Genomic DNA, 24,468 nt, shown 5'->3' on the forward strand with positions numbered 1-24,468 from the left:
AGTCGTGACCTCGTACCAACACCTCCCGGACAACGCCCCAGCCTCCTCCCCTCGCTACAAGCCCTACCACGGCCCCGCCGGTGGCTGGGGCGCGCTGCGCAGCGTGGCCAAGGCCTGGGTCGGCAGCGATAACGCGCTGAAGAACATTCGCGCGCTGCTCAAGACCAACCAGAACGGCGGTTTCGACTGCCCCGGCTGTGCATGGGGCGACTCGCCGGAAAGCGGCATGGTCAAGTTCTGCGAGAACGGTGCCAAGGCAGTGAACTGGGAGGCGACCAAGCGCCGCGTCGATGCCGCCTTTTTCGCCCGCTACAGCGTCACGTCGCTACTGCAGCAGAGCGACTACTGGCTGGAGTACCAGGGGCGCCTGACCGAGCCGATGGTCTACGACGCGCCCAGCGACCGCTACCAGCCGATCAGCTGGGACGCCGCCTTCACCCTGATCGCCCGCGAGCTGAACAAGCTGGCCAGCCCTGACCAGGCCGAGTTCTACACTTCGGGGCGCGCCAGCAACGAAGCTGCGTACCTGTACCAACTGTTCGTGCGGGCCTACGGCACCAACAACTTCCCCGACTGCTCGAACATGTGCCACGAGGCCAGTGGCGTGGCCCTGGGGCAAAGCGTCGGGGTCGGCAAGGGCACCGTCACCTTCGACGACTTCGAGCACGCCGACGCGATTTTCGTCTGGGGCCAGAACCCCGGTACCAACCACCCGCGCATGCTCGACCCGCTGCGCGATGCGGTAAAGCGCGGTGCCCAGGTGGTGTGCATCAACCCGCTCAAGGAGCGTGGCCTGGAGCGCTTCCAGCACCCGCAGAACCCGCTGGAAATGCTGACCAACAGCGACCGGCCGACCAACACCGCATTCTTCCGCCCGGCCCTGGGCGGCGACATGGCGCTGCTGCGCGGCATGGCCAAGTTCGTCCTGCAATGGGAACGCGAAGCCCAGGCCAACGGCGAACCGGCAGTCTTCGACCACGCCTTCATCGCCGAACATGGCCATGGCGTCGACGACTACCTGGCGGTAGTGGATGCCACCCCGTGGGAGCACATCCAGGCCCAGTCCGGCCTGGCGCTGGCCGACATCGAACTGGCCGCGCGCATGTACTGCCGTGGCAAGCGGGTGATCATGTGCTGGGCGATGGGCATTACCCAGCACCGCCACTCTGTGCCGACCATTCAGGAAATCGTCAACCTGCAGATGCTGCGCGGCAATATCGGCGTGCCAGGCGCAGGCCTGTGCCCGGTGCGTGGTCACAGCAACGTGCAGGGTGACCGAACCATGGGCATCAACGAGCGCCCGCCGGTGGCCCTGCTGGACGCCATCGAGCAGCGCTTCGGCTTCCCCGTGCCCCGGCACAACGGCCACAACTCCGTCGAGGCGATCCACGCCATGCTCGATGGCCGGGCCAAGGTGTTCATCGGCCTGGGCGGCAACTTCGCCCAGGCCACGCCGGACACCGAGCGCACCGCCCAGGCACTGCGCAACTGCGAGCTGACCGTGCACATCAGCACCAAGCTCAACCGCAGCCACCTGGTGCACGGCAAGCAGGCACTGATCCTGCCGTGCCTGGGGCGCACTGACATCGACCTGCAGGCAGAAGGGCCACAGGCGGTAACGGTAGAGGACTCGTTCAGCATGGTCCACGCCTCCAATGGCCAGCTGAAGCCGCTGTCGACGCAGATGCGCTCGGAGCCAGCGGTTATCGCCGGTATCGCCGCTGCCACCTTGGGCAAGAAGCCCGTGGACTGGCACTGGCTGGTGGCTGACTACGACCGTATCCGCGAGCTGATCGGCGACACCATCGCTGGCTTCAGCGGCTTCAACCAGCGCCTGCGCGAGCCGGGCGGTTTCTACCTGGGCAACAGCGCTGCCAGCCGCGAATGGAATACCAGCACCGGCCGCGCCAACTTCAAGGCCAACCTGCTGCCCGACACGCTGCTCGACGAGCGTGTACGCGCCAGCGGGCAGGTGCCTGACCTGATCATGCAGTCAATGCGCTCGCACGATCAGTACAACACCACCATCTACGGCCTGGACGACCGCTACCGTGGCGTGCGTGGCCAGCGCGAGGTGCTATTCGCCAACGAAGCCGACATCATTCGCCTGGGCTTCCAGCCGGGGCAGCAGGTCGACATCGTGTCGCTGTGGGGGGATGAGCATGTGCGCCGTGTGCACGGCTTCACCCTACTGGCCTTCGACATCCCGGCCGGGCAGGCGGCGGCGTACTACCCGGAGGTGAACCCGCTGGTGCCGCTGGAAAGCATTGGCGATGGCAGCCATACGCCGACGTCGAAGTTCATTGCCATCAAGCTGGAGCGGGCGCGGGACGACGGGCGCATCCTGTAGGAACGGTGTTGGCCTCTTCGCGGGTAAACCCGCTCCCACAGAGGCAACTCAAGGACTGAGAGCGGTGGTATCCCTGTGGGAGCGGGTTTACCCGCGAAGAGGCCGGAAGCCCCTGCGCAAAAATCAAAAAAGCCCTGTTCCATAGCGGTTCAGGGCTTCGTCATAAAGGTCTCAGACAGCGAAAAAACGATAAAGTTTCACAGTAAATACAGTAAGTTAGAGAATTGTGTACAACTCGTGTTACTCGTCGGATTTCCGTTGCCAGGCGTGCCTGCAAGGCTCAAAAATCGCCCCGTCATCCTTATGAGGCTCTCTTGATGAAGAAGTACTCCTCGATACTGTTGTTGTCTTTCAGCTTGCTCAGCGGCGTTGCCATGGCAGGCGGCACCACCGAGGCCGGCATTGGCGGCGCATTGGGTGGGGTACTGGGCTCCGTGGTGGGCAACTCCATCGGTGGTAGCACCGGCGGCGCCATTGGTGCCGGCCTGGGCGGCGCGGCTGGCGGTGCCCTGGGTGCCGACAAGCGTCAGCGCGGCGAAGCCGCTATCGGCGGCGCGCTGGGCGCAGCAGGCGGTAACGTGGTCGGCCGCTCCGTGGGCGGCACTACCGGTAGCTACATTGGCGCAGCAGCCGGCGGTGGTGCCGGTGGCGCACTGGGTAACTACCTGGGTAAAGAGGCCGACAGAGACGATTACCACGAAGGCCGCCGCTACCGTCGTGGCTATGACGACGACCGCCGCCACTGGGACCGTGGCCACCACTACGGCCATCGCAAGCACAAGCGCCACTGGCGCGACTAACGCCTGAGGGCCTTGCCCCGGCAACAAAAGCCCCGCCCCTGCCAGCGGGGCTTTTTTATGCCTGCTGTTCCAGCAGTACACCAGACAGGATCACCTGCAGCGCCTCTGGCAATGCCACTGGCCGGCCATTGGCGCGTTCGATGAACACCTGCACCACCGTGCCTGCCGCACACGCCTCCGGCTCGCCTGGGCGGAACAGGGCCAGGCGGTACTCCACCGTACTGCCCGCCAGGCGTGCCACCCCCAGCCCCACTTCCAGCACGTCCGGGAAGCCTGGCAGCGCGTAGAAATCCGCCGCCGAACTGACCACGAAGGCCGCCAGCTCGCCGTCACGCAGGTCCAGGTCGGCCTGTTCGACGAGGAACGCCTGGATGGCGGTTTCGAAGAAGCCGTGCACGGTGGCACCGGCGATGTGGCCGTTCAGGTCATTGTCCTGGGGGCGGGTGAGGATGGGGTGGAAGTGGGAGAAGGCAGTGCGCTGAGGGGATTCGGTCATCTGGCTGGCTCTTGTCTTCGCAATGGATGCTGACAGTGAAACAGAAAAACCGGATTTCCGCTGCCCGCTATCCCCTGTGGGAGCGGCCTTGTGTCGCGAAAGGGGTGCGAAGCGCCCCCAGGGAATTGGGCATCACGCTGATATTGCCGGGGCCGCTTTGCGACCCTTTCGCGACACAAGGCCGCTCCCACAATGACCGCGCTAATTCACAGGAACAAAAAAGCCGCCCCAAGGGGCGGCTTTCTCGTTGCGGGCGGGCGCAGCTTACAGCTGCGGGCCAGCGGCCTTGATGGCGTCGGAAACTTCGAACTTCTTGAAGTTTTCGATGAACAGCTTGGCCAGGCCTTTGGCGGCCTCGTCGTAGGCAGCCTTGTCAGCCCAGTTGGTGCGCGGGTTGAGCAGCTCGGTATCAACGCCCGGAACGGCCTTCGGCACGTCCAGGTTGATGATGTCCAGGTGCTCGGTTTCGGCACCGATCAGCGCGCCGCTCTGGATCGCAGCGATCACGGCACGGGTGGTCGGGATGCTGAAGCGCTTGCCAACGCCGTAGCCACCGCCGGTCCAGCCGGTGTTGACCAGGTAGACCTTCGAGTCGAAGCCCTTGATACGCTTGATCAGCAGCTCGGCGTACTCGCCAGCCGGGCGCGGGAAGAACGGTGCGCCGAAGCAGGTGGAGAAGGTCGACTTGATACCGCTGCCCGAACCCATTTCGGTGGAACCGACCAGCGCGGTGTAGCCGGACAGGAAGTGGTAGGCCGCCTGCTCGTTGTTCAGGATCGAAACCGGAGGCAGAACACCAGTCAGGTCGCAGGTCAGGAAGATGACTGCGTTCGGCTCGCCGCCCAGGTTCGCTTCGGAACGCTTGGCAACGTGCTCCAGCGGGTAGGCCGCACGGCTGTTCTGGGTCAGGCTGACATCGGTGTAGTCGGCGTGCTTGTTGGCGTCGAGTACGACGTTTTCCAGCACGGCGCCATGCTTGATGGCTTTCCAGATGACCGGCTCGTTCTTCTCGGACAAGTCGATGCACTTGGCGTAGCAGCCGCCTTCGATATTGAAGACCACGCCCTCGCCCCAGCCGTGCTCGTCGTCACCGATCAGGTAACGGCTTTCATCGGCCGACAGGGTAGTCTTGCCGGTGCCGGACAGGCCGAAGAACAGGGTCACATCGCCTGCTTCGCCGATGTTGGCGGCGCAGTGCATTGGCAGCACGTCGGCAGCCGGCAGCAGGAAGTTCTGCACCGAGAACATGGCTTTCTTCATTTCGCCGGCGTAGCGCATGCCAGCGATCAGCACCTTCTTCTGGGCGAAGTTGATGATCACGCAACCATCGGAGTTGGTGCCGTCACGCTCAGGCTCGCACACGAAGTTGGCGACGTTGAGGACCTGCCACTCGCCACGGCCAGCCGGGTTGTACTGCTCCGGGTTGATGAACAGGCAACGGCCGAACAGGTTCTGCCAGGCAGTCTGGGTGGTCATCTTCACCGGCAGGTAGTGCTCGGCGGCAGCCCCTACGTGAACGTAGGAAACGAAGTGATCCTGGGCGTTGTTGAACGCCTCGACGCGGTCCCACAGGGCATCGAACTTGTCGGCCGGGAACTTGCGGTTGATCGGGCCCCAAGAAATGGCGTCCTGGGTGGAAGGCTCTTCGACGATGAAACGGTCAGCCGGCGAACGGCCAGTACGGTGACCGGTCTCCACGACCAGTGCGCCAGTATCGGCTAGTACGCCTTCACCGCGTTGCAGCGCTTCTTTTACCAGCTCATCGACGCTCAGGTCGGTGTACACGGTGTTGTTGGCTTGCGTCATGAGATACCCCATCCGGCCCGAGGCCGAGTGCTCCAAACGTTTTGTAGTTGTCTTGAAAAAACTACTACAGCGAAAAAAGTGGCCGGATTATGCCAGAAACGCCCAAAAAAAGTAGGCCCCTCCTGTCAGAACTGCGCTTTTGCGCAATTCGACAGGAGATTGTCCTGTAGTTAAACGTTTCAGTGACGAGTTTCTGAGGCTACGTCAGTGCCGCCACCGGCAAACAGTTGCGCCACATCGCTGGCGTCGAAGAAATAGCGCTCGTTGCAGAACTGGCAATCGATCTCCACCTGCCCGCCGCATTCTTCCACCAGCGCCTTGGCATCGTGCTCGCCCAAACTGACCAGCGCATTGCCGGAACGTTCGCGCGAGCAGCTGCAATTGAAGCGCAGCGGCTGGATATCGAACAGGCGCACGGCATCTTCGTGGTACAGGCGGTGCAGCAGGGTTTCGTTGTCCAGCGCCCACTCATCAGCCTTGAGCGTGGTGGCCAATGCCACAACGTGCTGCCAGCTTTCTTCACGCTCTTCATCGTCCGGCTGGCGATCGCGCGGCAGTTGCTGCAGCAGCAGGCCACGAGCCTTGCCGCCTTCGGCGTTGAGCCAGAAGCGCGTGTTGAGCTGTTGCGACTGGACGAAGTAGTTGGTGAAGCACTCCGACAGGGTGGCGCCGTCGAGGTCGACAGTGCCCTGGTAGCGCTGGCCCTTGACCGGATCGATGGTCAGGGTCAGGTGGCCGTCGGGCATCAGCTGCGACAGGGTCGCATCCGCCGGGATCTGGTCCGCTTCGTAGCGGGCCATGCCACGGATGTCCCGGTCACCGGAACATTCGACCATCAACAGCGGGATCGGCCCTGCGGAACGCGCCTGCAGAATCAGCAGGCCGTCGAACTTCAGCGCCCCCACCAGCAAGGCGGTGGCGGCCATCAGCTCGCCCAGCAGTGCCTGCACCGGCTGCGGGTACTCATGACGCGCCAGCACCGCGGCGTAGCTGTCATCGAGAGACACCCACTCGCCGCGCACATCGCGCTCGTCGAAGATGAAACGTTGGGTGAAATCGGTATCAGGCAAGTCGCTCATAGGTTTTGGCTATCTGAAAATGATGACAAAATGGTTACAAGGGTTGTCGGAATCATCCGAGAACCCCGTGACAGAGCGCTCACAAGGCGCTCCGATTCCTGTTTGCAATAGAGGTATTTTATGGACAATCGACCACTGTTCCAAGCAAGGTGGTCCTGGGGGCCATTGGCAGCCTGTACGCTGCTTCCTATCGCTCTACTGTGTTTCTGGTTATGGCCCATTGGCCAGATCTTGTGCCTGACTTTCGACGAGTGGCTGTTCCACAGCCTGAATGCGCCGCTGGCCGACAACACCACCTGGCGCTACATCTGGACCGTCGGTAGCCTGCGCCCATTCGACATCGTCGTCGGCCTGATCCTTCTGGCAGTGCTTATTCGTGGCGACTGGGTGTTCAAGGCATCCCAGGTGCGCCAGGCCTTTTTCGGCTTCCTGGTCACGCTAATCCTCTTAGTGGTGATTCGCGCGCTGTTTTCCAAGTGGGTGGATGCAGCCGGCTGGCAGCACAAGAGCCCTTCGATGATGTTCGACGAGGTGGTGCACCTCAGCGACTACTATCCGAACCTGGAGGCGGCCTGGGAGCTCAAGGACCGTTCCAGCAAGAGTTTCCCGGGGGATCATGCCTCGGTGCTGCTGGTCTGGGCGCTGTTCATGAGCGTGTTCAGCCGCCGCCTGGTGCAGTATCTGGTGGTCTGGGGGCTGGCGGTGTTGTTCATGTTGCCGCGCCTGGTGGCCGGAGCCCACTGGGGGCAGGATGACTACATCGGCGGGCTGCTGATGGCGGTGCTGGCGTTGGGCTGGAGCTGCTACACGCCGCTGGCGGCCAAGGGGAGCGCGGTGCTGATGCGCTGGACGGCGCCGTTGTTCGCGATAGCGGCCAAGTTACCGTTGGTCGGGCGCTTGGCGGTGACCCGCTAGATCCTTGGGGCTACTGCGTAGCCCATCGCGACACAAGGCCGCTCCTACAGGGATTGCACAAGTTTCAGGGCTTGCGCAGTACCCGTGGGAGCTGGCTTGCCGGCGATGGGCCGCAAAGCGGCCCCGGCTATTCGAAGCTCCCATGCAACTGGTGAATCTGCCGCCGCTGCTTCTTGGTCGGCCGCCCATCGGTGGTCACGCCCATCGCCCCGGCCTTGCGCAGTTCCGCCGCCTGCTCACGCCGGCGCACGCTGTCCTCGGTCTCCTCGTACAACGTCTGCGCCTCTGGCGCCCCACGCCGCACTACCGACAGAGCCTTCACCACCACGGTGCGCTCGTCGAACCCGGTGCGCAGCACGAACTCGTCACCCACCCGCGGCTCCTTGCCCGGCTTGCAGCGCTCACCCCGGCAATGCACCTTGCCGCTCTCGATCGCCGCCTTGGCCAGCGCGCGGGTCTTGTAGAAGCGTGCCGCCCACAGCCATTTGTCCAGGCGGACCTTATCGTCGTCTTCGGCTTTTTGTGCCATCCCGTTACCTCGAACGCTGTGTTTCATCGAACTGTACTACCGTAACGATCGGATGCAAAAAATCCCCGCCGTGCTTACAGTTCACCACCTCATCCGCAGGGTGCGTTTCGTGAAGACATTTGACCATTTGACTGTGATCGGCCTGCGCGAGTGGGTCGCCCTGCCCGACCTTGGCGTGGCCGGGCTGCGCGCCAAGATCGACACTGGCGCCAGCACCTCCAGCCTGCACGCCACCGAGGTGGAACCGTTCGAGCGCGACGGCCAGCCCTGGGTCCGTTTCACCGCACACCTGGGCTCGGTGGTGCAGTTGCGCCACCGCCGCTGCGAGGCACCGCTGGTGACCATGAAAACCATCAAGAGCTCCAACGGCCAGGCCCAGACCCGCTATGTCATCCGCACGTCACTGGCCCTGGGCGATGGTGTGTGGGAGGTGGAGTTCACCCTGGCCTGCCGCAAGAACATGCGTTATCGCCTGTTGCTGGGTTCCAAGGCCCTGATCCATGGCCAGCTGGTGGTCAACCCTGGCCTCAAATACGTACAAGACAAACCGGCCTTCCCGGCCACCCTTTCTACTGCCACAGGTGCTGCATGAAGATCGCTGTGCTGTCGCGCAATCCGCGTCTGTATTCCACCCGCCGCCTGGTCGAAGCCGGTACCCAGCGGGGCCACGAAATGGTGGTGATCGATACCCTGCGGGCCTACATGAACATTGCCAGCCACAAGCCGCAGATCCACTACCGCGGCAAGCCGCTGGAAGGCTTCGACGCGGTGATCCCGCGCATCGGTGCCTCGGTGACCTTCTATGGCTGCGCGGTGCTGCGCCAGTTCGAGATGATGGGTGTGTATCCGCTCAACGAGTCGGTAGCGATAGCCCGCTCCCGCGACAAGCTGCGCTCGCTGCAACTGCTGTCGCGGCGCGGCATCGGCCTGCCGATTACCGGCTTCGCCCACTCGCCGGACGACATCCCCGACCTGATCCAGATGGTCAACGGCGCCCCGCTGGTGATCAAGGTGCTGGAAGGTACACAGGGCATCGGCGTGGTGCTGTGCGAAACCACCAAGGCCGCCGAATCGGTGATCGAGGCGTTCATGGGGTTGAAGCAGAACATCATGGTGCAGGAATACATCAAGGAAGCGGGTGGCGCGGATATCCGCTGCTTCGTGGTCGGCGACAAGGTCATCGCGTCGATGAAGCGCCAGGCCAAGCCGGGGGAATTCCGCTCCAACCTGCACCGCGGTGGGGTGGCCAGCCTGATCAAGATCACCCCGGAAGAACGCATGACCGCCATTCGCGCGGCCAAGGTGATGGGCTTGAGTGTGGCGGGTGTGGATATCCTGCGCTCCAACCACGGGCCGCTGGTGATGGAGGTGAACTCGTCGCCGGGGCTGGAGGGGATTGAAGTGACCACCGGCAAGAACGTGGCCGCCATGATCATCGAGCATCTGGAGAAGAATGGCGGGCCTAATCAGACTCGGACCAAGGGTAAGGGCTGATTCAAGCCTGTACCGGCCCTATCGCCGGCAAGCCAGCTCCCACAGGATTACCACGACCTTCAGGCTTGTGGATTACCTGTGGGAGCTGGCTTGCCGGCGATAGGGCCGACGCAGCCAACCAGATTCATACAGCATTACGCGGCAGCAACAGCCCCAAAGGCAACCGTACCCGCGCCTCGATCCCGCCACCAGAGCGGTTGCGCAGTTCCACATTCCCACCATGCTGCGCCGCAATCCGCTTGACGATCGCCAGCCCCAGCCCGGTGCCCTTGCCACCCCGGGCCCGGTCACCACGAATGAACGGGTTGAAGATGGTCTCCAGCTCCGACTCGTCGATCCCCGTCCCGCGGTCCAGCACGCTCAGCACCACATACGGCGCACTCTCGTCGCCCGACACATAGGCGGCCACCTCGACCCCCTTGCCGGCGTGGTGCAGGGCATTGCCGATCAGGTTGCCCAGCATGCGCTTGAGCGAAACCCGGCGCAGCGGGAACGGTGGGATCGGCTCCAGGCACAGCCGCACCCGTTCTTCCGGCTGGTTGTACGGCGCCACCACTTCGCGCACCAGGTCGGCCAGGTCGACTTCCTCAACCGGCTCGTCACGGCCATCGCGGATAAAGGCCAGGAACTGGTCGAGGATCGCGTCCATGTCCTCGATATCGCGGACCATTTCGTCACTCAATTCGCTGTCGCTGTCCAGCAACGACAGCGACAAGCGCAGGCGCGTCAGCGGTGTGCGCAGGTCGTGGGAAACCCCGGCCAGCATCAGCTCGCGCTCGCGCCCGGCCTGCTCAACATCCTCGGCCATCTGGTTGAAGGCCTTGTAAACCTCGGTCATCTCGCTGGGCGTGTCGCTGATCGGCAGGCGCACGCTGCGCCCCTGGCCCAACTGCCGGGCGGCGAACACCAGGCGCTTGAGCGGCTGGTTCAGCTGGCGCACGAAGATCCAGGCCGAAGCTGTGGACAACAGGCCGATGGCCAGGAACCAACCCAGCACGTTCCAGATCTTCTGCCCACGCAGCGGGTGCGGGTACAGCGGTACCTTCAACCAGCCCGGGCCCAGGCTTGGCGCATTGACCCACAACGCCGGCGGCGCATGAATGCGCAGCCGTACCTCGGTGTCTTCGCCCAACTCGGCCTGCATCTGCCGTTGGTAGATTTCGCTGTAGGGCCAGTGCTGCTCACCCTCGGGCACGCCCGAGCCGGTGACCCGGATAAGGCCTGCCGCTTGGGCGATCTTGTCGCGGTTTTCTTCGTCGGCCGCCCAATAGGCGCGCAGGGTCAGCGCAACACCGTGGCTGTACTGACGGTCGACCAGCACGTCCTCGTTCATCAACAGGTAGACCAGGGTCAAGGCCTTGGAGAACAGGACGACGATCAACACCAGCCACAGGGTGCGGGCGAAGAAACTTTGCGGAAACCAGAGCGGTGTTTTCATCGACGGCGCGGCATCATTTACCGGCGTTTCCGTCCGGCACGAACACGTAGCCCACGCCCCACACGGTCTGGATATAACGCGGCTTGGACGGGTCCGGCTCGATCATGCGGCGCAGACGCGAAATCTGCACGTCGATGGAGCGTTCCAGCGCATCCCATTCGCGGCCACGCGCCAGGTTCATCAGCTTGTCGCGGGTCAGCGGCTCGCGTGCGTGCATCACCAGCGCCTTGAGCACGGCGAACTCGCCGGTGGTGAGCATGTGCACTTCGTCGCCACGCTTGAGTTCGCGGGTGGCCAGCGACAGCTCGTAGTCTCCGAAGGTGACCGACTCGTCTTCGCTACCAGGCGCACCCGGCACGCTCGGTGCCTGGCGACGCAGCACGGCCTTGACCCGGGCCATCAGCTCGTCCGGGTTGAACGGCTTGCCCAGGTAGTCGTCGGCGCCCAGCTCCAGGCCCTTGATACGGCTGAGCTCGTCGCCCTTGGCGGTGAGCATGATGATCGGGATCTGGTTGTTCTGCTGACGCAGGCGCTTGCACGCCGACAGGCCATCCTCGCCGGGCAGCATCAGGTCGAGCACCACCAGGTTGAACACCTCACGCTGCAGCAGGCGGTCCATCTGCTCGGTGTTGGGCACCGCACGGGCACGGTAGCCCTTGCTGGTGAAGAAACGCTCCAGCAGGCTGCTCAGCCCCGGGTCGTCGTCGACGATGAGAATCTTGTCACCTTCAGCGGTGTTTGGCGTGCCGGTCATGAATAACTCCTCTGATATCGCCGCGCATTATGGCGTAGCCATTGCTGCACGTTGCGTGAGCATTGTTAGCAGATTTTTCCCCCGGCGCCAGTTTCGGCTGGCCGGGCGCCATCACCGCAAGCCGTTTGCGATGGGTATAATGCGCGGCTTTCATCCAGCGCCGCCGGGCGAAAGGCCCACAGGCGACCCCCGTATTCACAAATGTCAGGTGGTTTACATGGACAGCATCAACAGCCGTATCGCCGAGGAACTGGGCGTACGCCCCCAGCAGGTCGAGGCGGCCGTGGGCCTGTTGGACGAAGGCTCGACCGTGCCCTTCATCGCCCGCTACCGCAAGGAAGTGACCGGTAGCCTGGACGACACCCAGCTGCGCCATCTGGAAGAGCGCCTGCGCTACCTGCGCGAACTCGACGAGCGCCGCGCCAGCATCCTGGCCAGCATCGAGGAGCAGGGCAAGCTGACCCCGGAACTGGCCCGCGAGATCAAGCTGGCCGATACCAAGACCCGCCTCGAAGACCTGTACCTGCCGTACAAGCAAAAGCGCCGCACCAAGGGCCAGATCGCCCTGGAAGCCGGCCTCGGCGAGCTGGCCGACGGCCTGTTCAACAACCCCGACCTCGCCCCGGAAAGCGAAGCCGCACGCTTCGTCAACGCCGACAAGGGCGTGGCCGACGTCAAGGCCGCGCTGGAAGGCGCCAAGTACATCCTCATGGAGCGCTTCGCCGAAGACGCCGCCCTGCTCGACAAGCTGCGCAGCTTCCTCAAGCAGGAGTCGGTGCTCAGCGCCCGCGTCGTGCCTGGCAAGGAAGAAGAAGGCGCCAAGTTCCGCGACTACTTCGCCCATGACGAACTGCTGCGCAACGCCCCGTCGCACCGCGCCCTGGCAATTTTCCGCGGGCGTAACGAAGGCGTGCTGAGCGCCTCGCTGAAAGTCGGCGAAGAACTGCCCGGCACCCTGCACCCGTGCGAACTGATGATCGGCAACCACGTCGGTATCGAGAACCGCAACCGCCCGGCCGACAAGTGGCTGGGCGAAGTGGTGCGCTGGACCTGGAAGGTCAAGCTCTACACCCACCTGGAAACCGACCTGTTCGGCGAGCTGCGCGACAACGCCGAAGGCGAGGCGATCAATGTGTTCGCCCACAACCTGCACGACTTGCTGCTGGCCGCCCCGGCCGGCCCGCGTGCCACCCTGGGCTTCGACCCGGGCCTGCGCACCGGCTGCAAGATTGCCGTGGTCGATGCCACCGGCAAGCTGCTGGACCACACCACGGTCTACCCGCACGCGCCGAAGAACGATTGGGACCGCACCATTTCGATCATGGCTGCACTGTGCGCCAAGCACTCGGTGGAGCTGATCGCCATCGGCAACGGCACCGCCAGCCGCGAAAGTGACAAGCTGGTTGCAGAGCTGGTCAAGAAGTACCCGGCGCTGAAGATCACCAAGATCATGGTCTCCGAGGCTGGCGCTTCGGTGTATTCCGCATCGGAACTGGCCGCCCGCGAATTCCCGGACCTGGACGTGTCGATCCGTGGCGCCGTGTCGATTGCCCGCCGCCTGCAGGACCCGCTGGCCGAGCTGGTGAAGATCGACCCGAAATCCATCGGTGTCGGCCAGTACCAGCACGACGTGTCCCAGCTGAAACTGGCGCGCGGCCTGGACGCCGTGGTCGAGGACTGCGTGAACGCCGTGGGCGTGGACGTCAACACCGCCTCGGTGGCGCTGCTGACGCGCATCTCCGGCCTCAACGCCACCCTGGCGCAGAACATCGTCGCCCATCGCGATGCCAACGGCCCGTTCGCCACTCGTGCTGCGCTGAAAAAGGTCAGCCGCCTGGGTGAGAAAACCTTCGAACAGGCCGCCGGCTTCCTGCGCGTGATGAACGGCGACAACCCGCTGGACGCCTCCGCGGTTCACCCCGAGGCCTACCCTCTGGTACAGCGCATTGCCGCCGACACCGACCGCGACATCCGCTCGCTGATCGGTGACAGCAACTTCCTCAAGCGCCTGGACCCGAAGAAATTCACCGATGAAACCTTCGGCCTGCCGACCGTCACCGACATCCTGCAGGAACTGGACAAGCCTGGCCGCGACCCACGCCCCGAGTTCAAGACCGCCACCTTCCAGGACGGCGTCGAAGACCTCAAGGACCTGGAACCAGGCATGATCCTCGAAGGCGTGGTGACCAACGTCACCAACTTCGGTGCCTTCGTCGACATCGGCGTGCACCAGGACGGCCTGGTGCACATCTCGGCGCTGTCGGAGAAGTTCATCAAGGACCCACGTGAAGCGGTCAAGGCCGGCGACGTGGTCAAGGTCAAGGTCATGGAAGTGGACATCCCGCGCAAACGCGTCGGCCTGTCCATGCGCATGAGCGACACCCCGGGCGAGAAGGTAGACGGCAACCGCGGTGGTAACCGTGGCAATGGCGGCAACCGCCAGCAGCAGGCGCCGCGCCAGCGCGAAACCGCCACTGCGGCACCGGCCAACAACGCCATGGCCGCCCTGTTCGCCAACGCCAAACAGCTGAAGAAGAAGTGATGGACGTTCCACGCGAATACGTCGAAAGCGCCTTCAGCCAGCTCCTCGGCTGCCGCCTGCAACGCCTGGAAACAGGTGTTGCCGAGGTAGCCCTGGCGCTCGAGCCACACTTGCGCAACCGTGGCCAGAAGCTGCACGGCGGCGCGATCTTCAGCCTGGTGGATATCGCCATGGGCCTGGCCTGCTCGGCCAGCCATGGCTTCGACCAGCAAAGCGTCACCATCGAGTGCAAGATCAACTACATGCGCGCCGTCAGTGACGGCGAGGTCCTGTGCACCGCCCGTGTGCTGCACGCCGGGCGGCGCACCCTGGTGGTCGACGCCGACGTAGTTCAGGGCGACAAGCTGGTGGCGAAAGCGCAAGGAACCTTCGCGGTTCTCTAGCTCACCAAGCGGTATCTGCGGTATTTTCGGCAACAGCCGGGAGCCGCTTCGCGCCCCATCGCCGGCAAGCCGGGCTCCCACAGGTAATCCACAAGCCTGAATATCGTGGTTTACCTGTGGGAGCCCGGCTTGCCGGCGATGGGCTGCGAAGCGGCCCCCGAAGTCGGCGCTGCGCAATGCCGGAACCGCGTAAACCAGGCGACAACGCCAGTTCCTTTTCCCACTACCCTTGTAGACCGTCTTTTCTACCCCCATATTGGGGCGACTGACGCGTGAAGGAATACATCTTGAGCGACCTCCTCAACCGCCGCCTGAGCCTGCTCGGCGCCAATCTCCCCCTGCTCAAGCAGTGCCTGCACGGTATTGAGCGCGAATGCCTGCGCGTGACCGAAGAAGGTCGCCTGGCCCAGACCCCGCATCCGCAAGCACTGGGATCGGCGCTGACCAACGAGCAGATCACCACCGATTATTCCGAGTCGCTGCTGGAGTTCATCACCCCGGCCCTTCCCGACCCGGCCAAGGTGCTGGAAAGCCTCGAAGAGACCCACCGTTTCGTCTACAGCAAGCTGGGCGACGAATACCTGTGGAGCCCGTCGATGCCCTGCACGCTGCCGGCCGAGGAGGACATCCCGATCGCCGAGTACGGCAGCTCGAACATCGGCAAGCTCAAGCACGTCTACCGCAAGGGCCTGGCCCTGCGCTACGGCCGCACCATGCAGTGCATCGCCGGTATCCATTACAACTTCTCGCTGCCCGAAGCGCTGTGGCCGTTGCTGCGCGCCGCAGAAGGCGGCAGCGAGAGCGACCGCGACTACCAGTCGTCGGCCTATATCGCGCTGATCCGCAATTTCCGCCGCTACAGCTGGCTGCTGATGTACCTGTTCGGCGCCTCGCCGGCCCTGGACAAAGGCTTCCTGCGTGGCCGCCCGCACCAGCTCGAAGAGCTGGACGCCGAAACCCTGTACCTGCCCTACGCCACCAGCCTGCGCATGAGCGACCTGGGCTACCAGAGCAACGCCCAGGCCGGCCTCACGCCGTGCTACAACAACCTGGCCAGCTACACCGACAGCCTGCGCAAGGCGGTGGGCACGCCCTACCCGCCTTACGTCGAAGTCGGCACGCACGTGGATGGCGAGTGGGTACAGCTGAACACCAACATCCTGCAGATCGAGAACGAGTACTACTCGAACATTCGCCCCAAGCGCGTCACCTACACCGGCGAGCGGCCGATCCAGGCCCTGACCTCGCGCGGCGTGCAGTACGTGGAAGTGCGTTGCCTGGACATCAACCCGTTCCTGCCGGTGGGCATCGACCTGACCGAGGCGCGCTTCCTCGACGCGTTCCTGCTGTTCTGCGCGCTGGAAGACAGCCCGCAACTGGACAACGGCGAATGCGGCCAGTGCACCAACAACTTCCTGACCGTGGTCAAGGAAGGCCGTCGCCCGGGCCTGGAACTGCACCGCAATGGCCAGCCGATCGGCCTGAAGGCCTGGGCCAGCGAGCTGATCGAGCGTATTCGGCCACTGGCCGATCTGCTCGACCAGGCGCAAGGCGGTGCAGAACACGGCAAGGCCCTGGATGCCCAGCAGGCCAAGGTCGACGACGCCTCGCTGACCCCGTCGGCCCAGGTACTGGCACGCATGACCGAGCATGACGAGAGCTTCGTCAAGTTCTCCCTGCGCCAGAGCCGCATCCACGCCGAAACCTTCCGCGAACAGCCACTGCCGGTCGAGCGCCAGCAGGCCTTCGAAACCCTCGCCCGCGACTCGCTGGCCGAGCAGTCGCGCCTGGAACAGCAGGAAGTCGGCGACTTCGACCTGTTCGTCGGCGCCTACCAGGCCAGCATCCTGGCGATCAGCAACTGATGACCCGCACTGCCAGCCCGCGCAAGCCGCGCGCCAGCAGCCAGGCCAGGATCGAGGCGATCCTGGCGGCTGCACGCGAGTTGCTGGCCGAGCTGGGGGTGGCGAGCCTGTCAATCTACAGCGTGGCCGAGCGCGCGCAGATTCCACCGTCGTCGGTGTACCACTTCTTCGCCAGCGTGCCGGCGCTGCTGGAGGCGTTGACGGCCGATGTACACCGGGCCTTCCGTGAAGCGCTGAGCGCGCCGATCGACAGCAGTGCGTTCAACACCTGGCACGAACTGTCACGGCTGATCGAGCAGCGCATGCTGGATATCTACAACGAGGACGCCGCGGCGCGGCAACTGATCCTGGCCCAGCATGGCCTGAGCGAAGTGGTGCAGGCCGACCGGCAGCACGACATGGAACTGGGCGACTTGATGCACAAGTTGTTTGACCAGCACTTTCATCTGCCGGTGATGCCGGCGGATGTGGATGTGTTTGCCCTGGCCATGGAGTTGAGTGACCGGGTGTATGCGCGGTCGGTGCAGCTGCATGAGGCGATCACCCCGCGCATGGCCGAGGAAGGCAAGCGAGTGTTCGAGGCGTATCTGGGGTTGTATCTGCCGCCATTTCTGGCCAAGCGTTCCAGCTGAGATCATTGGGGCCGCTGTGCGGCCCTTCGCGGGCACGCCCGCTCCCACAGGGTCCGCGCAAAACCTGAAACCTGCGCAGTACCTGTGGGAGCGGGCGTGCCCGCGAAGGGCTGCAAAGCAGCCCCATGGCCCACACCCATCACAGCTTGGCGATGGACACTTCAGTCGACTTCACGAAGGCAATCACTTCACTGCCCACCTGCAGCTCCAGCTCACGCACGGAGCGGGTGGTGATGACCGAAGTGACGATGCCCGAGGCGGTCTGCACGTCGATTTCCGACAGTACCGGGCCTTCCAGGATTTCCTTCACGGTACCTTTGAACTGGTTGCGAACGTTGATGGCTTTGATGGTCATGATTTGATTCCTTCTCTATGGCTTCAGTCTGGTAAGTGAGTCAGTGCGCCCAACGCAGTTGCGTGGGCAAAGGGGCTACAGGATCCGGCTCGGGCGCAGCGCCCGGGGCCGACAGAACACGGTTGAGCACTTCGCTTTCCAGCGCGGCCAGGCGGTGCGAACCACGCGCCCGAGGCCGTGCCAGGTCGACAGTGAGGTCGAGCCCGACCTCGCCGTCCTCGATCAGGATCACCCGGTCAGCCACGGCGACCGCCTCGCTGACATCGTGGGTAACCAGCAACACGGTGAAGCCGTGCTGACGCCACAGGCGTTCGATCAGTTGCTGCATCTCGATACGGGTCAATGCATCCAGCGCACCGAGCGGTTCGTCCAGCAGCAGCAGGCGCGGCTGGTGAATCAGCGCCCGGGCCAGGGCCACACGCTGCTTCTGGCCACCCGACAGAGCCGCCGGCCATTCATTGGCGCGGTCGGCCAGGCCAACCGACTCCAACGCTTCCAGCGCACGCGGGCGCCAGTCGCCAGACAGGCCCAGGCCAACGTTGTCGATCACCTTCTTCCATGGCAGCAGGCGCGCGTCCTGGAACATCAGGCGGGTTTCTTCGCGGGCCTGCTCCAGCGGCGCGGCACCGGCCAGCAACTGGCCTGCAGTGGGCTGGTCGAGACCGGCCAGCAGGCGCAGCAAGGTGCTCTTGCCGCAGCCACTACGGCCGACGATGGCGACGAACTGGCCGGCAGGAATATGCAACTCGATACCCTTCAGTACCTCGCGCTGGCCAAAGGTCTTGCGCAGGCCGCTGGAAGCCAGCGGGATGCCACGCAGCAGGCGTGGCGGCTGTTCCTTGAGTACGGTCATGCGCCCTCCTTCTTCGCCACTTGATAGGCCGGGTGCCAGCGCAGCCACACACGCTCCAGGCCGCGGGCGGCGAGGTCGGCAAGCTTGCCGAGCACGGCATACAGGACGATGGCCAGCACCACCACGTCGGTCTGCAGGAACTCACGGGCGTTCATCGCCAGGTAACCGATACCGGCATTGGCCGAAATGGTTTCGGCAACGATCAGGGTCAGCCACATGAAGCCCAGGGCAAAGCGCACGCCAACCAGGATCGAAGGCAATGCCCCGGGCAGGATCACCTGGCGGAACAGGCTGAAGCCGGACAAGCCATAGCTGCGCGCCATCTCCACCAGCGCCGGGTCGACGTTGCGGATGCCGTGGTAGGTGTTCAGGTAGATCGGGAACAGCGTGCCCAGCGCGACCAGGAAGATCTTTGCCGACTCGTCGATACCGAACCACAGGATCACCAGCGGGATCAGCGCCAGGTGCGGCACGTTGCGGATCATCTGCACCGAGCTGTCGAGCAGGCGTTCGCCCCAGTTCGACAGGCCGGTGATGAAGCCCAGCACCAGGCCGATGCTGCCACCGATGACGAAGCCCAGCCCGGCACGCCAGCCACTGATGGCCAGGTGGGTCCAGATCTCGCCGCTGCGCACCAGCTCGACGCCGGCGCTGACCACGGCGCTGGGCGCGGGCAGGATGCGCGTCGACAGCCAGCCGGCGCTGACCGCCAGCTGCCAGGCAGCCAGCAGCAGTACCGGCAGCGCCCATGGCGCCAGGCGCTGGCCAAGGTTGTTGGAAGTTGCACGACTCATGGCCTGGCCCTCAGCTCTGCGCAACGGACTTGGGCAGGATGTCGTTGGCCACCATTTCGCCAAACGGGCTCACATAACCACCGGTCTTGGCTTGCTCCGGGCGTTGCACATCCAGGTGCGGGAACAGCAGCTCGGCCACCCGGTACGACTCTTCCAGGTGCGGGTAGCCGGAGAAGATGAAGGTATCGATGCCCAGCTCGGCGTATTCCTTGACCCGCGCCGCGACGGTCGGGCCATCCCCCACCAGCGCGGTACCGGCACCACCACGCACCAGGCCGACACCGGCCCACAGGTTGGGGCTGACTTCCAGCTTGTCACGGTTGCCGTTGTGCAGGGCGGCCATGCGTTGCTGGCCGACCGAGTCGAAGCGCGCCAGCGAGGCCTGGGCGCGAGCGATGGTGTCGTCGTCCAGGTGCGAGATCAGCTTGTCGGCAGCGGCCCAGGCTTCTTCGTTGGTTTCCCGCACGATCACGTGCAGGCGGATACCGAAGCGCACTTCGCGGCCCTGGGCGGCGGCTTTCTCACGCACCTGGGCAATTTTTTCAGCGACCGCACTCGGCGGCTCGCCCCAGGTCAGGTACAGCTCGACCTGCTCGGCGGCCAGGTCCTGCGCAGCTTCCGAGGAACCGCCGAAATACAGTGGCGGGCGTGGTTGCTGGATCGGCGGGTAGAGCAGCTTGGCGCCCTTCACCTGGATGTGCTTGCCGTCGTAGTCGACCACCTCGCCTTCCAGCACCTTGCGCCAGATACGGGTGAACTCCACAGAGGCTTCATAACGTTCCTGATGGTTCAGGTGCAGGCCGTCACCGGCCAACTCGTCCGGGTCGCCACCGGTCACCAGGTTGAACAGCGCGCGACCGTTGGACAGGCGATCAAGGGTTGCTGCCTGGCGTGCCGCCACGGTCGGCGAAATGATCCCGGGGCGCAGGGCGACCAGGAACTTCAGGCGCTGGGTCACCGGGATCAGCGATGCCGCGACCAGCCAGGAGTCCTCGCAGGAGCGCCCGGTAGGGATCAGCACGCCACCAAAGCCGAGCCGGTCGGCCGCCTGGGCGATCTGCTGCAGGTAGCCATGGTCGACGGCGCGCGCGCCATCGGAGGTGCCCAGGTACTTGCCGTCACCGTGGGTAGGAAGGAACCAGAAGATGTTAAGGCTCATTGGAGTTGTCTCCTCAAGGGGGCTCAGCCAGGGCGGCGCCCCGGCGCAGGCAAATCAATCAAGGCGCACTGGCGACCTTGGCCGGGGGTGTCCAGATCACGTCCTTGATGCTCAGCGGCTTGGGAATCAGCTTCAGTGCCTGGAACGTGTCGGCGATCTTCTGTTGCGCGGCCACCACTTCCGGGGTGAGCGGCGCGGCACCATAGCCTTGGCGCTTGACCGAGGTCAGGGTGATGTCGGCAGGCAGGCCGAGCAGCGGCGCGACCTGGTCGGTCACTTCCTGCGGGTTGGCCTGGGACCATTGGCCTACGGCACGCACTTCTTCGATCAGGGTGTTGATCACCGCCGGGTGCTGGTTCGCGTAGTTGCGGGTGGCCAGGTAGAACTGATGGTTGTCGACCAGGCCCTTGCCGTCACGCAGGGTATGAGCCTGCAGCTGTTTCTCGGCGGCAGCCTGGTACGGGTCCCAGATCACCCAGGCGTCCACGCTGCCGCGTTCGAAGGCGGCGCGGGCATCGGCCGGGGGCAGGTACACCGGCTGGATGTCGCTGTATTTCAGGCCGGCGTCTTCCAGGGCGCGAACCAGCAGGTAGTGAACGTTGGAGCCTTTGTTGAGGGCGACTTTCTTGCCCTTGAGGTCTTTGACCGACTGGATCGGCGAGCCCTTCGGCACCAGGATCGCCTCGCTGTGCGGCGCTGGCGGCTCGTAGGCGACGTACAGCAGGTCGGCACCGGCGGCCTGGGCGAACACCGGCGGGGTTTCACCGGTGACGCCAAAGTCGATGGAGCCGACGTTCAGCCCCTCAAGCAGCTGCGGGCCGCCGGGGAACTCGGTCCATTGCACCTGCACGCCCTGCTCGGCCAGGCGCTTTTCCAGCGTGCCCTTGGCCTTGAGCAGCACCAGGGTGCCGTATTTCTGGTAACCGATACGCAGGCTCTCGGCCTGGGCTTGGGTGATGGCGCCGAAGGACACAGCCGCCGCAAACAGGGCGACCAGACCGCGACGCAAGAAGACTGTGCGCATGGCGCTCTCCTGTGCGAGTGGGTTCGGGTTGCACCTGCTTGCCTCGTTGTCGGGCGAGTAAGGTGGTAAAGCGGGTTGGGCCGGTCAGATGCTCCAGCGAGCACTGATCAGGCGTTCGTTCAATACGCCGGGGGCCACGGGGCGCGGCCGACGGGCCAGTGCAACGTGGAAGGTTTCCAGCGCGTCCTGCAGGCGTTCTTCCAGCGCCGCTACCAGCTGCGCGGGCCTGGAGCCTTCTGCGTAGGCGACCTGGCTGTCGTCGGCGAAGATCCCTTGCAGGGTCTCTTGCGCCTTGAGTGCCGACAGCACGGGTTTCAGTGCGTAATCCACCGCCAGCATGTGGGCGATGCTGCCGCCGGTGGCGATCGGCAACACGATCTTGTGTGCCAGGGCGCGTTCGGGCAGCAGGTCGAGCAAGGTTTTCAGGGCACCGGCGAACGAGGCCTTGTACACCGGCGTGGCGACGATCAGGCCATCGGCCTGGGCCACCAGCTGCTGGAAGTGCTGCACCTGCGGGCTGTCGAATCGGGCGTGCAGCAGGTCTTCGGCGGGAAAGTCACGTACCTGGAATGTCACTACCTCGACGCCACGGTCCTGCAGCCACTGGCGAGAACGCTCCAGCAGCACGCCGGAGCGTGAACGGGTACTGGGGCTACCACCGATTGAGACGACCAGCATTGCAGCGCTTCCTTGTGTTCTGTTGGAGGTGACATTAACAGTCGCCGCATATATCTAGAAATCATATTTTTTCATTTGTTTATTCCATTTTTATCAATCTCCTGTTTTGGCCCTTTCGCGGGTAAACCCGCTCCCACTGGGACCGTACAAGGCCTAGGACTTGCACTATCCCTGTGGGAGCGGGTTTACCCGCGAAGAAGCCCACGCAGTTTCAGCAGGCAAAAAAAAGGGCCGTCGAAACGGCCCGAATATCCCTGCTTTGGCTAAGAGCAATGCAACGAGGAATCCTTTAACGATTGGGCTGCGGGGTCAGCCGCAGATAGGGTTTGACCGCCCGGTAACCTTTGGGGAAGCGCTGCCTGATCTCTTCCTCGTCCTTCAGCGAGGGCACGATTACCACGTCGTCACCATCCTGCCAGTTACCTGGCGTGGCGACCTTGTGGTTGTCGGTCAGCTGCAGCGAGTCGATCACCCGCAAGATTTCGTTGAAGTTGCGCCCGGTACTGGCCGGGTAGGTGATGGTCAGGCGCACCTTCTTGTTCGGGTCGATGACGAACAGCGAGCGCACGGTCAGGGTGTCGCTGGCGTTCGGGTGGATCAGGTCGTACAGGTCGGACACCTTGCGGTCGGCGTCGGCAATGATCGGGAAGTTGACCACGGTGTTCTGGGTTTCGTTGATGTCATCGATCCAGCGGTGGTGCGAATCGACCGGGTCCACCGACAGGGCGATGGCCTTGACCCCGCGTTTGGCGAAATCGTCCTTCAGCTTGGCGGTAAGGCCCAGTTCGGTGGTGCACACCGGGGTGAAGTCGGCCGGGTGTGAGAACAACACCCCCCAGCTGTTGCCCAGCCACTCGTGGAAGCGGATCTTGCCTTCGCTGGAATCCTGTTCGAAATCGGGGGCGATATCGCCGAGTTTTAGGCTCATGGGCTGCGGCTCCTGTGCTGGGTTCTGTACCGTGTGGGTTCAATGTGCCTGCATTCGATTAAAAACAAAAAGAATAAATACTGATTTATTTATAACCATAAGGCATACGAAATCGCAGACACAAAAAAGCCTCGCACTAGGCGAGGCTCCTTGTTCAGCTACGGCTTACAGGAAGTTGTAAGTGTAGTTCACGATGAAGCGAGTCTGGTCTTTGTCACCGATGCTTTCGCCGCTACCACGGTAGACACCCTGACGCAGGCTGAAGCCCAGGCCTTTGAGGGAGCCTTGCTGAATGGTGTAGTCGACGCGTGCGTCACGTTCCCATTCGTTGTAGCTGCCGTCGCCCGACTTGTTGCGGATGTCGTCACCACGCAGGTAGGCCACCGAAGCCTTCAGGCCTGGAACGCCCAGGGACGCGAAGTCATAGGAGTACTGACCGAAGGTGGTGTTCTCACCGGCACGAGCGAACTGGTTGATCATGCTGTCGGTGAACAGGTAGAAGCTTGCGCCGCCATTGCCTTCCAGCGAGGAAGTGGCGCCGTCCTTGCGGACGCTACCTTGGTTCAGCCAGACGAAACCACCATCGTCACCCACTTGCTGGTGACCGAGCATCAGCGCGTGGCCACCCAGGGTGTAGGTGAACATGGCGCTCCAGGTCTTGTTGTCGACCTCGCCCCCGTTCTTCGCGTAGCCACCGTTGTTGTCGAAGGCATAACCGGTCTCGCCATTCTTGCCGTCGCTGCGGCTATCGAAGTAGCGCAGGTCGGTCTTGAACGACTGGTTGTCGGCGATCTTGAAGACGTGGGTAGCACCCAGGAAGTGCTGCTTGTAGAAGTCTTCCAGGTTCGAGTAGTAGTACTGCAGGGTCAGGTCTGGAGTGAGCTTGTAGTCACCACCGGCGAACTGGAACTTGTTGCTGTCGCGGAAGGCGCCAGAAACGGAAAGACCGGTACGGTTGCTCGAAGCACGACCCATGGCGTGGGTCAGTTGACCAGCATTGATGGTCAGATTGTCGATTTCCTTCGACTGCAGGGTGCCACCCTCGAAGGTCTGCGGCAGCAGACGGCCATCGTTGGAGACCAGGATCGGCAGCATAGGCGCCAGGGCGCTACCGTAGTGGACCTCGGTCTTGGAGAAGCGAGCCTTGGCGTTACCACCAATGCGTGCCCAGTTGTGGACTGCCGAACCATCGGAGTCGCTTGGGAAGAAGGTGTTGTTGGCATCTGGGCGGCTACCACGGCCACCATCCAGGTGAATGCCCCACAGTGCCTGAACGTCGACACCAAAACCTACGGTGCCTTCGGTGAAGCCAGACAGGTAGTCGAGCTTGAAGCCCTGACCGCTTTCTTTCTGGTCGATACCGCTTTCGCGGTTGTCGTCGTTGAAGTACATGGTGCGCGAGCTGAGCGACAGTTTGCTGTCTTCAACGAAACCGGCAGCGCCTGCTTGTTGGGCGAGAACCCCCAGTGCCACGGCCAGGGCCAGGCTGGACTTGTACATGTTTTGCTCCTCTACGTTCTAATTCTTGTGTATCTCTGGCGGTGGGATCTGCTGCCCCGCTCACCGTGGATTGGCGATTTAGTCCCAAAGCGTG

General features: G+C 63.6%; 23 protein-coding genes. 9 read left to right on the forward strand and 14 right to left on the reverse strand.

Translation table 11 applies throughout. The annotated features are described in order from the left end of the window. The first annotated feature begins 4 nt into the window (after nucleotides 1-4). A complete protein-coding gene (locus tag CAG46_RS19240; RefSeq protein WP_085618342.1) occupies nucleotides 5-2,350 on the forward strand; it encodes an FdhF/YdeP family oxidoreductase in 2,346 nt (781 codons plus the stop codon). Between the two features lie 317 nt (nucleotides 2,351-2,667). After that, nucleotides 2,668-3,150, forward strand: a complete 483-nt coding sequence (locus CAG46_RS19245; protein ID WP_085599970.1) for a glycine zipper domain-containing protein — start codon at nucleotides 2,668-2,670, stop codon at nucleotides 3,148-3,150. A gap of 55 nt (nucleotides 3,151-3,205) precedes the next feature. Here the strand turns inward: CAG46_RS19245 and CAG46_RS19250 are convergent, their stop codons facing one another. The 3 genes from CAG46_RS19250 to hslO form a co-directional block, all read right to left on the reverse strand. Continuing rightward, a complete protein-coding gene (locus tag CAG46_RS19250) occupies nucleotides 3,206-3,646 on the reverse strand; it encodes a thioesterase family protein (RefSeq protein ID WP_085591836.1) in 441 nt (146 codons plus the stop codon). Between the two features lie 264 nt (nucleotides 3,647-3,910). Next, complete coding sequence (locus tag CAG46_RS19255) at nucleotides 3,911-5,452, reverse strand: phosphoenolpyruvate carboxykinase (RefSeq protein ID WP_039614246.1); 1,542 nt, start codon at nucleotides 5,450-5,452, stop codon at nucleotides 3,911-3,913. A gap of 179 nt (nucleotides 5,453-5,631) precedes the next feature. Continuing rightward, complete coding sequence (gene hslO / locus CAG46_RS19260; protein ID WP_015268604.1) at nucleotides 5,632-6,531, reverse strand: Hsp33 family molecular chaperone HslO; 900 nt, start codon at nucleotides 6,529-6,531, stop codon at nucleotides 5,632-5,634. 120 nt (nucleotides 6,532-6,651) lie between these two features. Between hslO and CAG46_RS19265 the strand changes: the two genes are divergently transcribed. Continuing rightward, nucleotides 6,652-7,446, forward strand: coding sequence for a phosphatase PAP2 family protein (locus CAG46_RS19265; RefSeq protein WP_085618344.1), 795 nt, complete (start codon nucleotides 6,652-6,654; stop codon nucleotides 7,444-7,446). 127 nt (nucleotides 7,447-7,573) lie between these two features. Here the strand turns inward: CAG46_RS19265 and CAG46_RS19270 are convergent, their stop codons facing one another. Next, on the reverse strand, nucleotides 7,574-7,975 hold the full coding sequence (locus CAG46_RS19270; RefSeq protein ID WP_013970457.1) for an RNA-binding S4 domain-containing protein: 402 nt from the start codon (nucleotides 7,973-7,975) through the stop codon (nucleotides 7,574-7,576). A 109-nt stretch (nucleotides 7,976-8,084) separates the two neighbouring features. Here CAG46_RS19270 and CAG46_RS19275 point away from each other — a divergent pair, with 109 nt between their 5' ends. Together CAG46_RS19275 and rimK are read left to right on the forward strand one after the other, a co-directional pair. Then, entirely contained in the window at nucleotides 8,085-8,567 is a 483-nt protein-coding gene (locus CAG46_RS19275; RefSeq protein WP_003257436.1) for an ATP-dependent zinc protease, read from the forward strand. Continuing rightward, a complete protein-coding gene (gene rimK / locus CAG46_RS19280; RefSeq protein ID WP_013970455.1) occupies nucleotides 8,564-9,469 on the forward strand; it encodes a 30S ribosomal protein S6--L-glutamate ligase in 906 nt (301 codons plus the stop codon). Before CAG46_RS19275 ends, rimK begins: the two co-directional genes overlap by 4 nt. Nucleotides 9,470-9,593: 124 nt before the next feature. On the opposite strand, the gene CAG46_RS19285 is transcribed toward rimK, so the two are convergent. Continuing rightward, on the reverse strand, nucleotides 9,594-10,907 hold the full coding sequence (locus CAG46_RS19285) for an ATP-binding protein (RefSeq protein ID WP_085618346.1): 1,314 nt from the start codon (nucleotides 10,905-10,907) through the stop codon (nucleotides 9,594-9,596). A gap of 13 nt (nucleotides 10,908-10,920) precedes the next feature. Beyond that, nucleotides 10,921-11,661, reverse strand: coding sequence for a two-component system response regulator OmpR (ompR, locus tag CAG46_RS19290; protein ID WP_012270052.1), 741 nt, complete (start codon nucleotides 11,659-11,661; stop codon nucleotides 10,921-10,923). 217 nt (nucleotides 11,662-11,878) lie between these two features. Between ompR and CAG46_RS19295 the strand changes: the two genes are divergently transcribed. The 4 genes from CAG46_RS19295 to CAG46_RS19310 all read left to right on the forward strand — a co-directional run bounded on the left by CAG46_RS19295 (nucleotide 11,879) and on the right by CAG46_RS19310 (nucleotide 17,083). Then, nucleotides 11,879-14,203, forward strand: coding sequence for a Tex family protein (locus CAG46_RS19295; RefSeq protein WP_085618348.1), 2,325 nt, complete (start codon nucleotides 11,879-11,881; stop codon nucleotides 14,201-14,203). Beyond that, entirely contained in the window at nucleotides 14,203-14,586 is a 384-nt protein-coding gene (locus CAG46_RS19300) for a PaaI family thioesterase (RefSeq protein ID WP_003257433.1), read from the forward strand. Before CAG46_RS19295 ends, CAG46_RS19300 begins: the two co-directional genes overlap by 1 nt. 287 nt (nucleotides 14,587-14,873) lie before the next feature. Continuing rightward, entirely contained in the window at nucleotides 14,874-16,451 is a 1,578-nt protein-coding gene (gene gshA, locus CAG46_RS19305; protein WP_178080715.1) for a glutamate--cysteine ligase, read from the forward strand. After that, nucleotides 16,451-17,083 carry a TetR/AcrR family transcriptional regulator gene (locus CAG46_RS19310; protein WP_085618352.1) on the forward strand — a complete coding sequence of 211 codons (633 nt, stop codon included), beginning with the start codon at nucleotides 16,451-16,453 and terminating at the stop codon, nucleotides 17,081-17,083. The genes gshA and CAG46_RS19310 overlap by 1 nt, the downstream gene beginning before the upstream one ends. 139 nt (nucleotides 17,084-17,222) lie before the next feature. Here CAG46_RS19310 and CAG46_RS19315 read toward each other — a convergent pair whose 3' ends face one another. From CAG46_RS19315 to CAG46_RS19350, 8 genes are all read right to left on the reverse strand, one after another. Then, a complete protein-coding gene (locus CAG46_RS19315) occupies nucleotides 17,223-17,438 on the reverse strand; it encodes a molybdopterin-binding protein (protein WP_003255829.1) in 216 nt (71 codons plus the stop codon). 40 nt (nucleotides 17,439-17,478) lie between these two features. Then, entirely contained in the window at nucleotides 17,479-18,291 is an 813-nt protein-coding gene (gene ssuB / locus CAG46_RS19320) for an aliphatic sulfonates ABC transporter ATP-binding protein (RefSeq protein WP_013970450.1), read from the reverse strand. Further along, complete coding sequence (ssuC, locus tag CAG46_RS19325) at nucleotides 18,288-19,085, reverse strand: aliphatic sulfonate ABC transporter permease SsuC (RefSeq protein ID WP_039614250.1); 798 nt, start codon at nucleotides 19,083-19,085, stop codon at nucleotides 18,288-18,290. Before ssuC ends, ssuB begins: the two co-directional genes overlap by 4 nt. A gap of 10 nt (nucleotides 19,086-19,095) precedes the next feature. Next, a complete protein-coding gene (gene ssuD, locus CAG46_RS19330) occupies nucleotides 19,096-20,244 on the reverse strand; it encodes an FMNH2-dependent alkanesulfonate monooxygenase (RefSeq protein WP_025337326.1) in 1,149 nt (382 codons plus the stop codon). Between the two features lie 58 nt (nucleotides 20,245-20,302). Next, nucleotides 20,303-21,268, reverse strand: coding sequence for a sulfonate ABC transporter substrate-binding protein (locus tag CAG46_RS19335; protein WP_075044317.1), 966 nt, complete (start codon nucleotides 21,266-21,268; stop codon nucleotides 20,303-20,305). An 84-nt stretch (nucleotides 21,269-21,352) separates the two neighbouring features. Continuing rightward, complete coding sequence (gene ssuE, locus CAG46_RS19340; protein WP_024087992.1) at nucleotides 21,353-21,946, reverse strand: NADPH-dependent FMN reductase; 594 nt, start codon at nucleotides 21,944-21,946, stop codon at nucleotides 21,353-21,355. Nucleotides 21,947-22,235: 289 nt separating this feature from the next. Beyond that, nucleotides 22,236-22,874, reverse strand: coding sequence for a peroxiredoxin (locus CAG46_RS19345; RefSeq protein ID WP_015268594.1), 639 nt, complete (start codon nucleotides 22,872-22,874; stop codon nucleotides 22,236-22,238). A gap of 165 nt (nucleotides 22,875-23,039) precedes the next feature. Beyond that, nucleotides 23,040-24,374, reverse strand: coding sequence for an OprD family porin (locus CAG46_RS19350; protein WP_085618354.1), 1,335 nt, complete (start codon nucleotides 24,372-24,374; stop codon nucleotides 23,040-23,042). Nucleotides 24,375-24,468: the final 94 nt, after the last annotated feature.

This window comes from Pseudomonas sp. B23(2017), assembly GCF_002113725.1.
GTDB lineage: Bacteria > Pseudomonadota > Gammaproteobacteria > Pseudomonadales > Pseudomonadaceae > Aquipseudomonas > Aquipseudomonas putida_Z.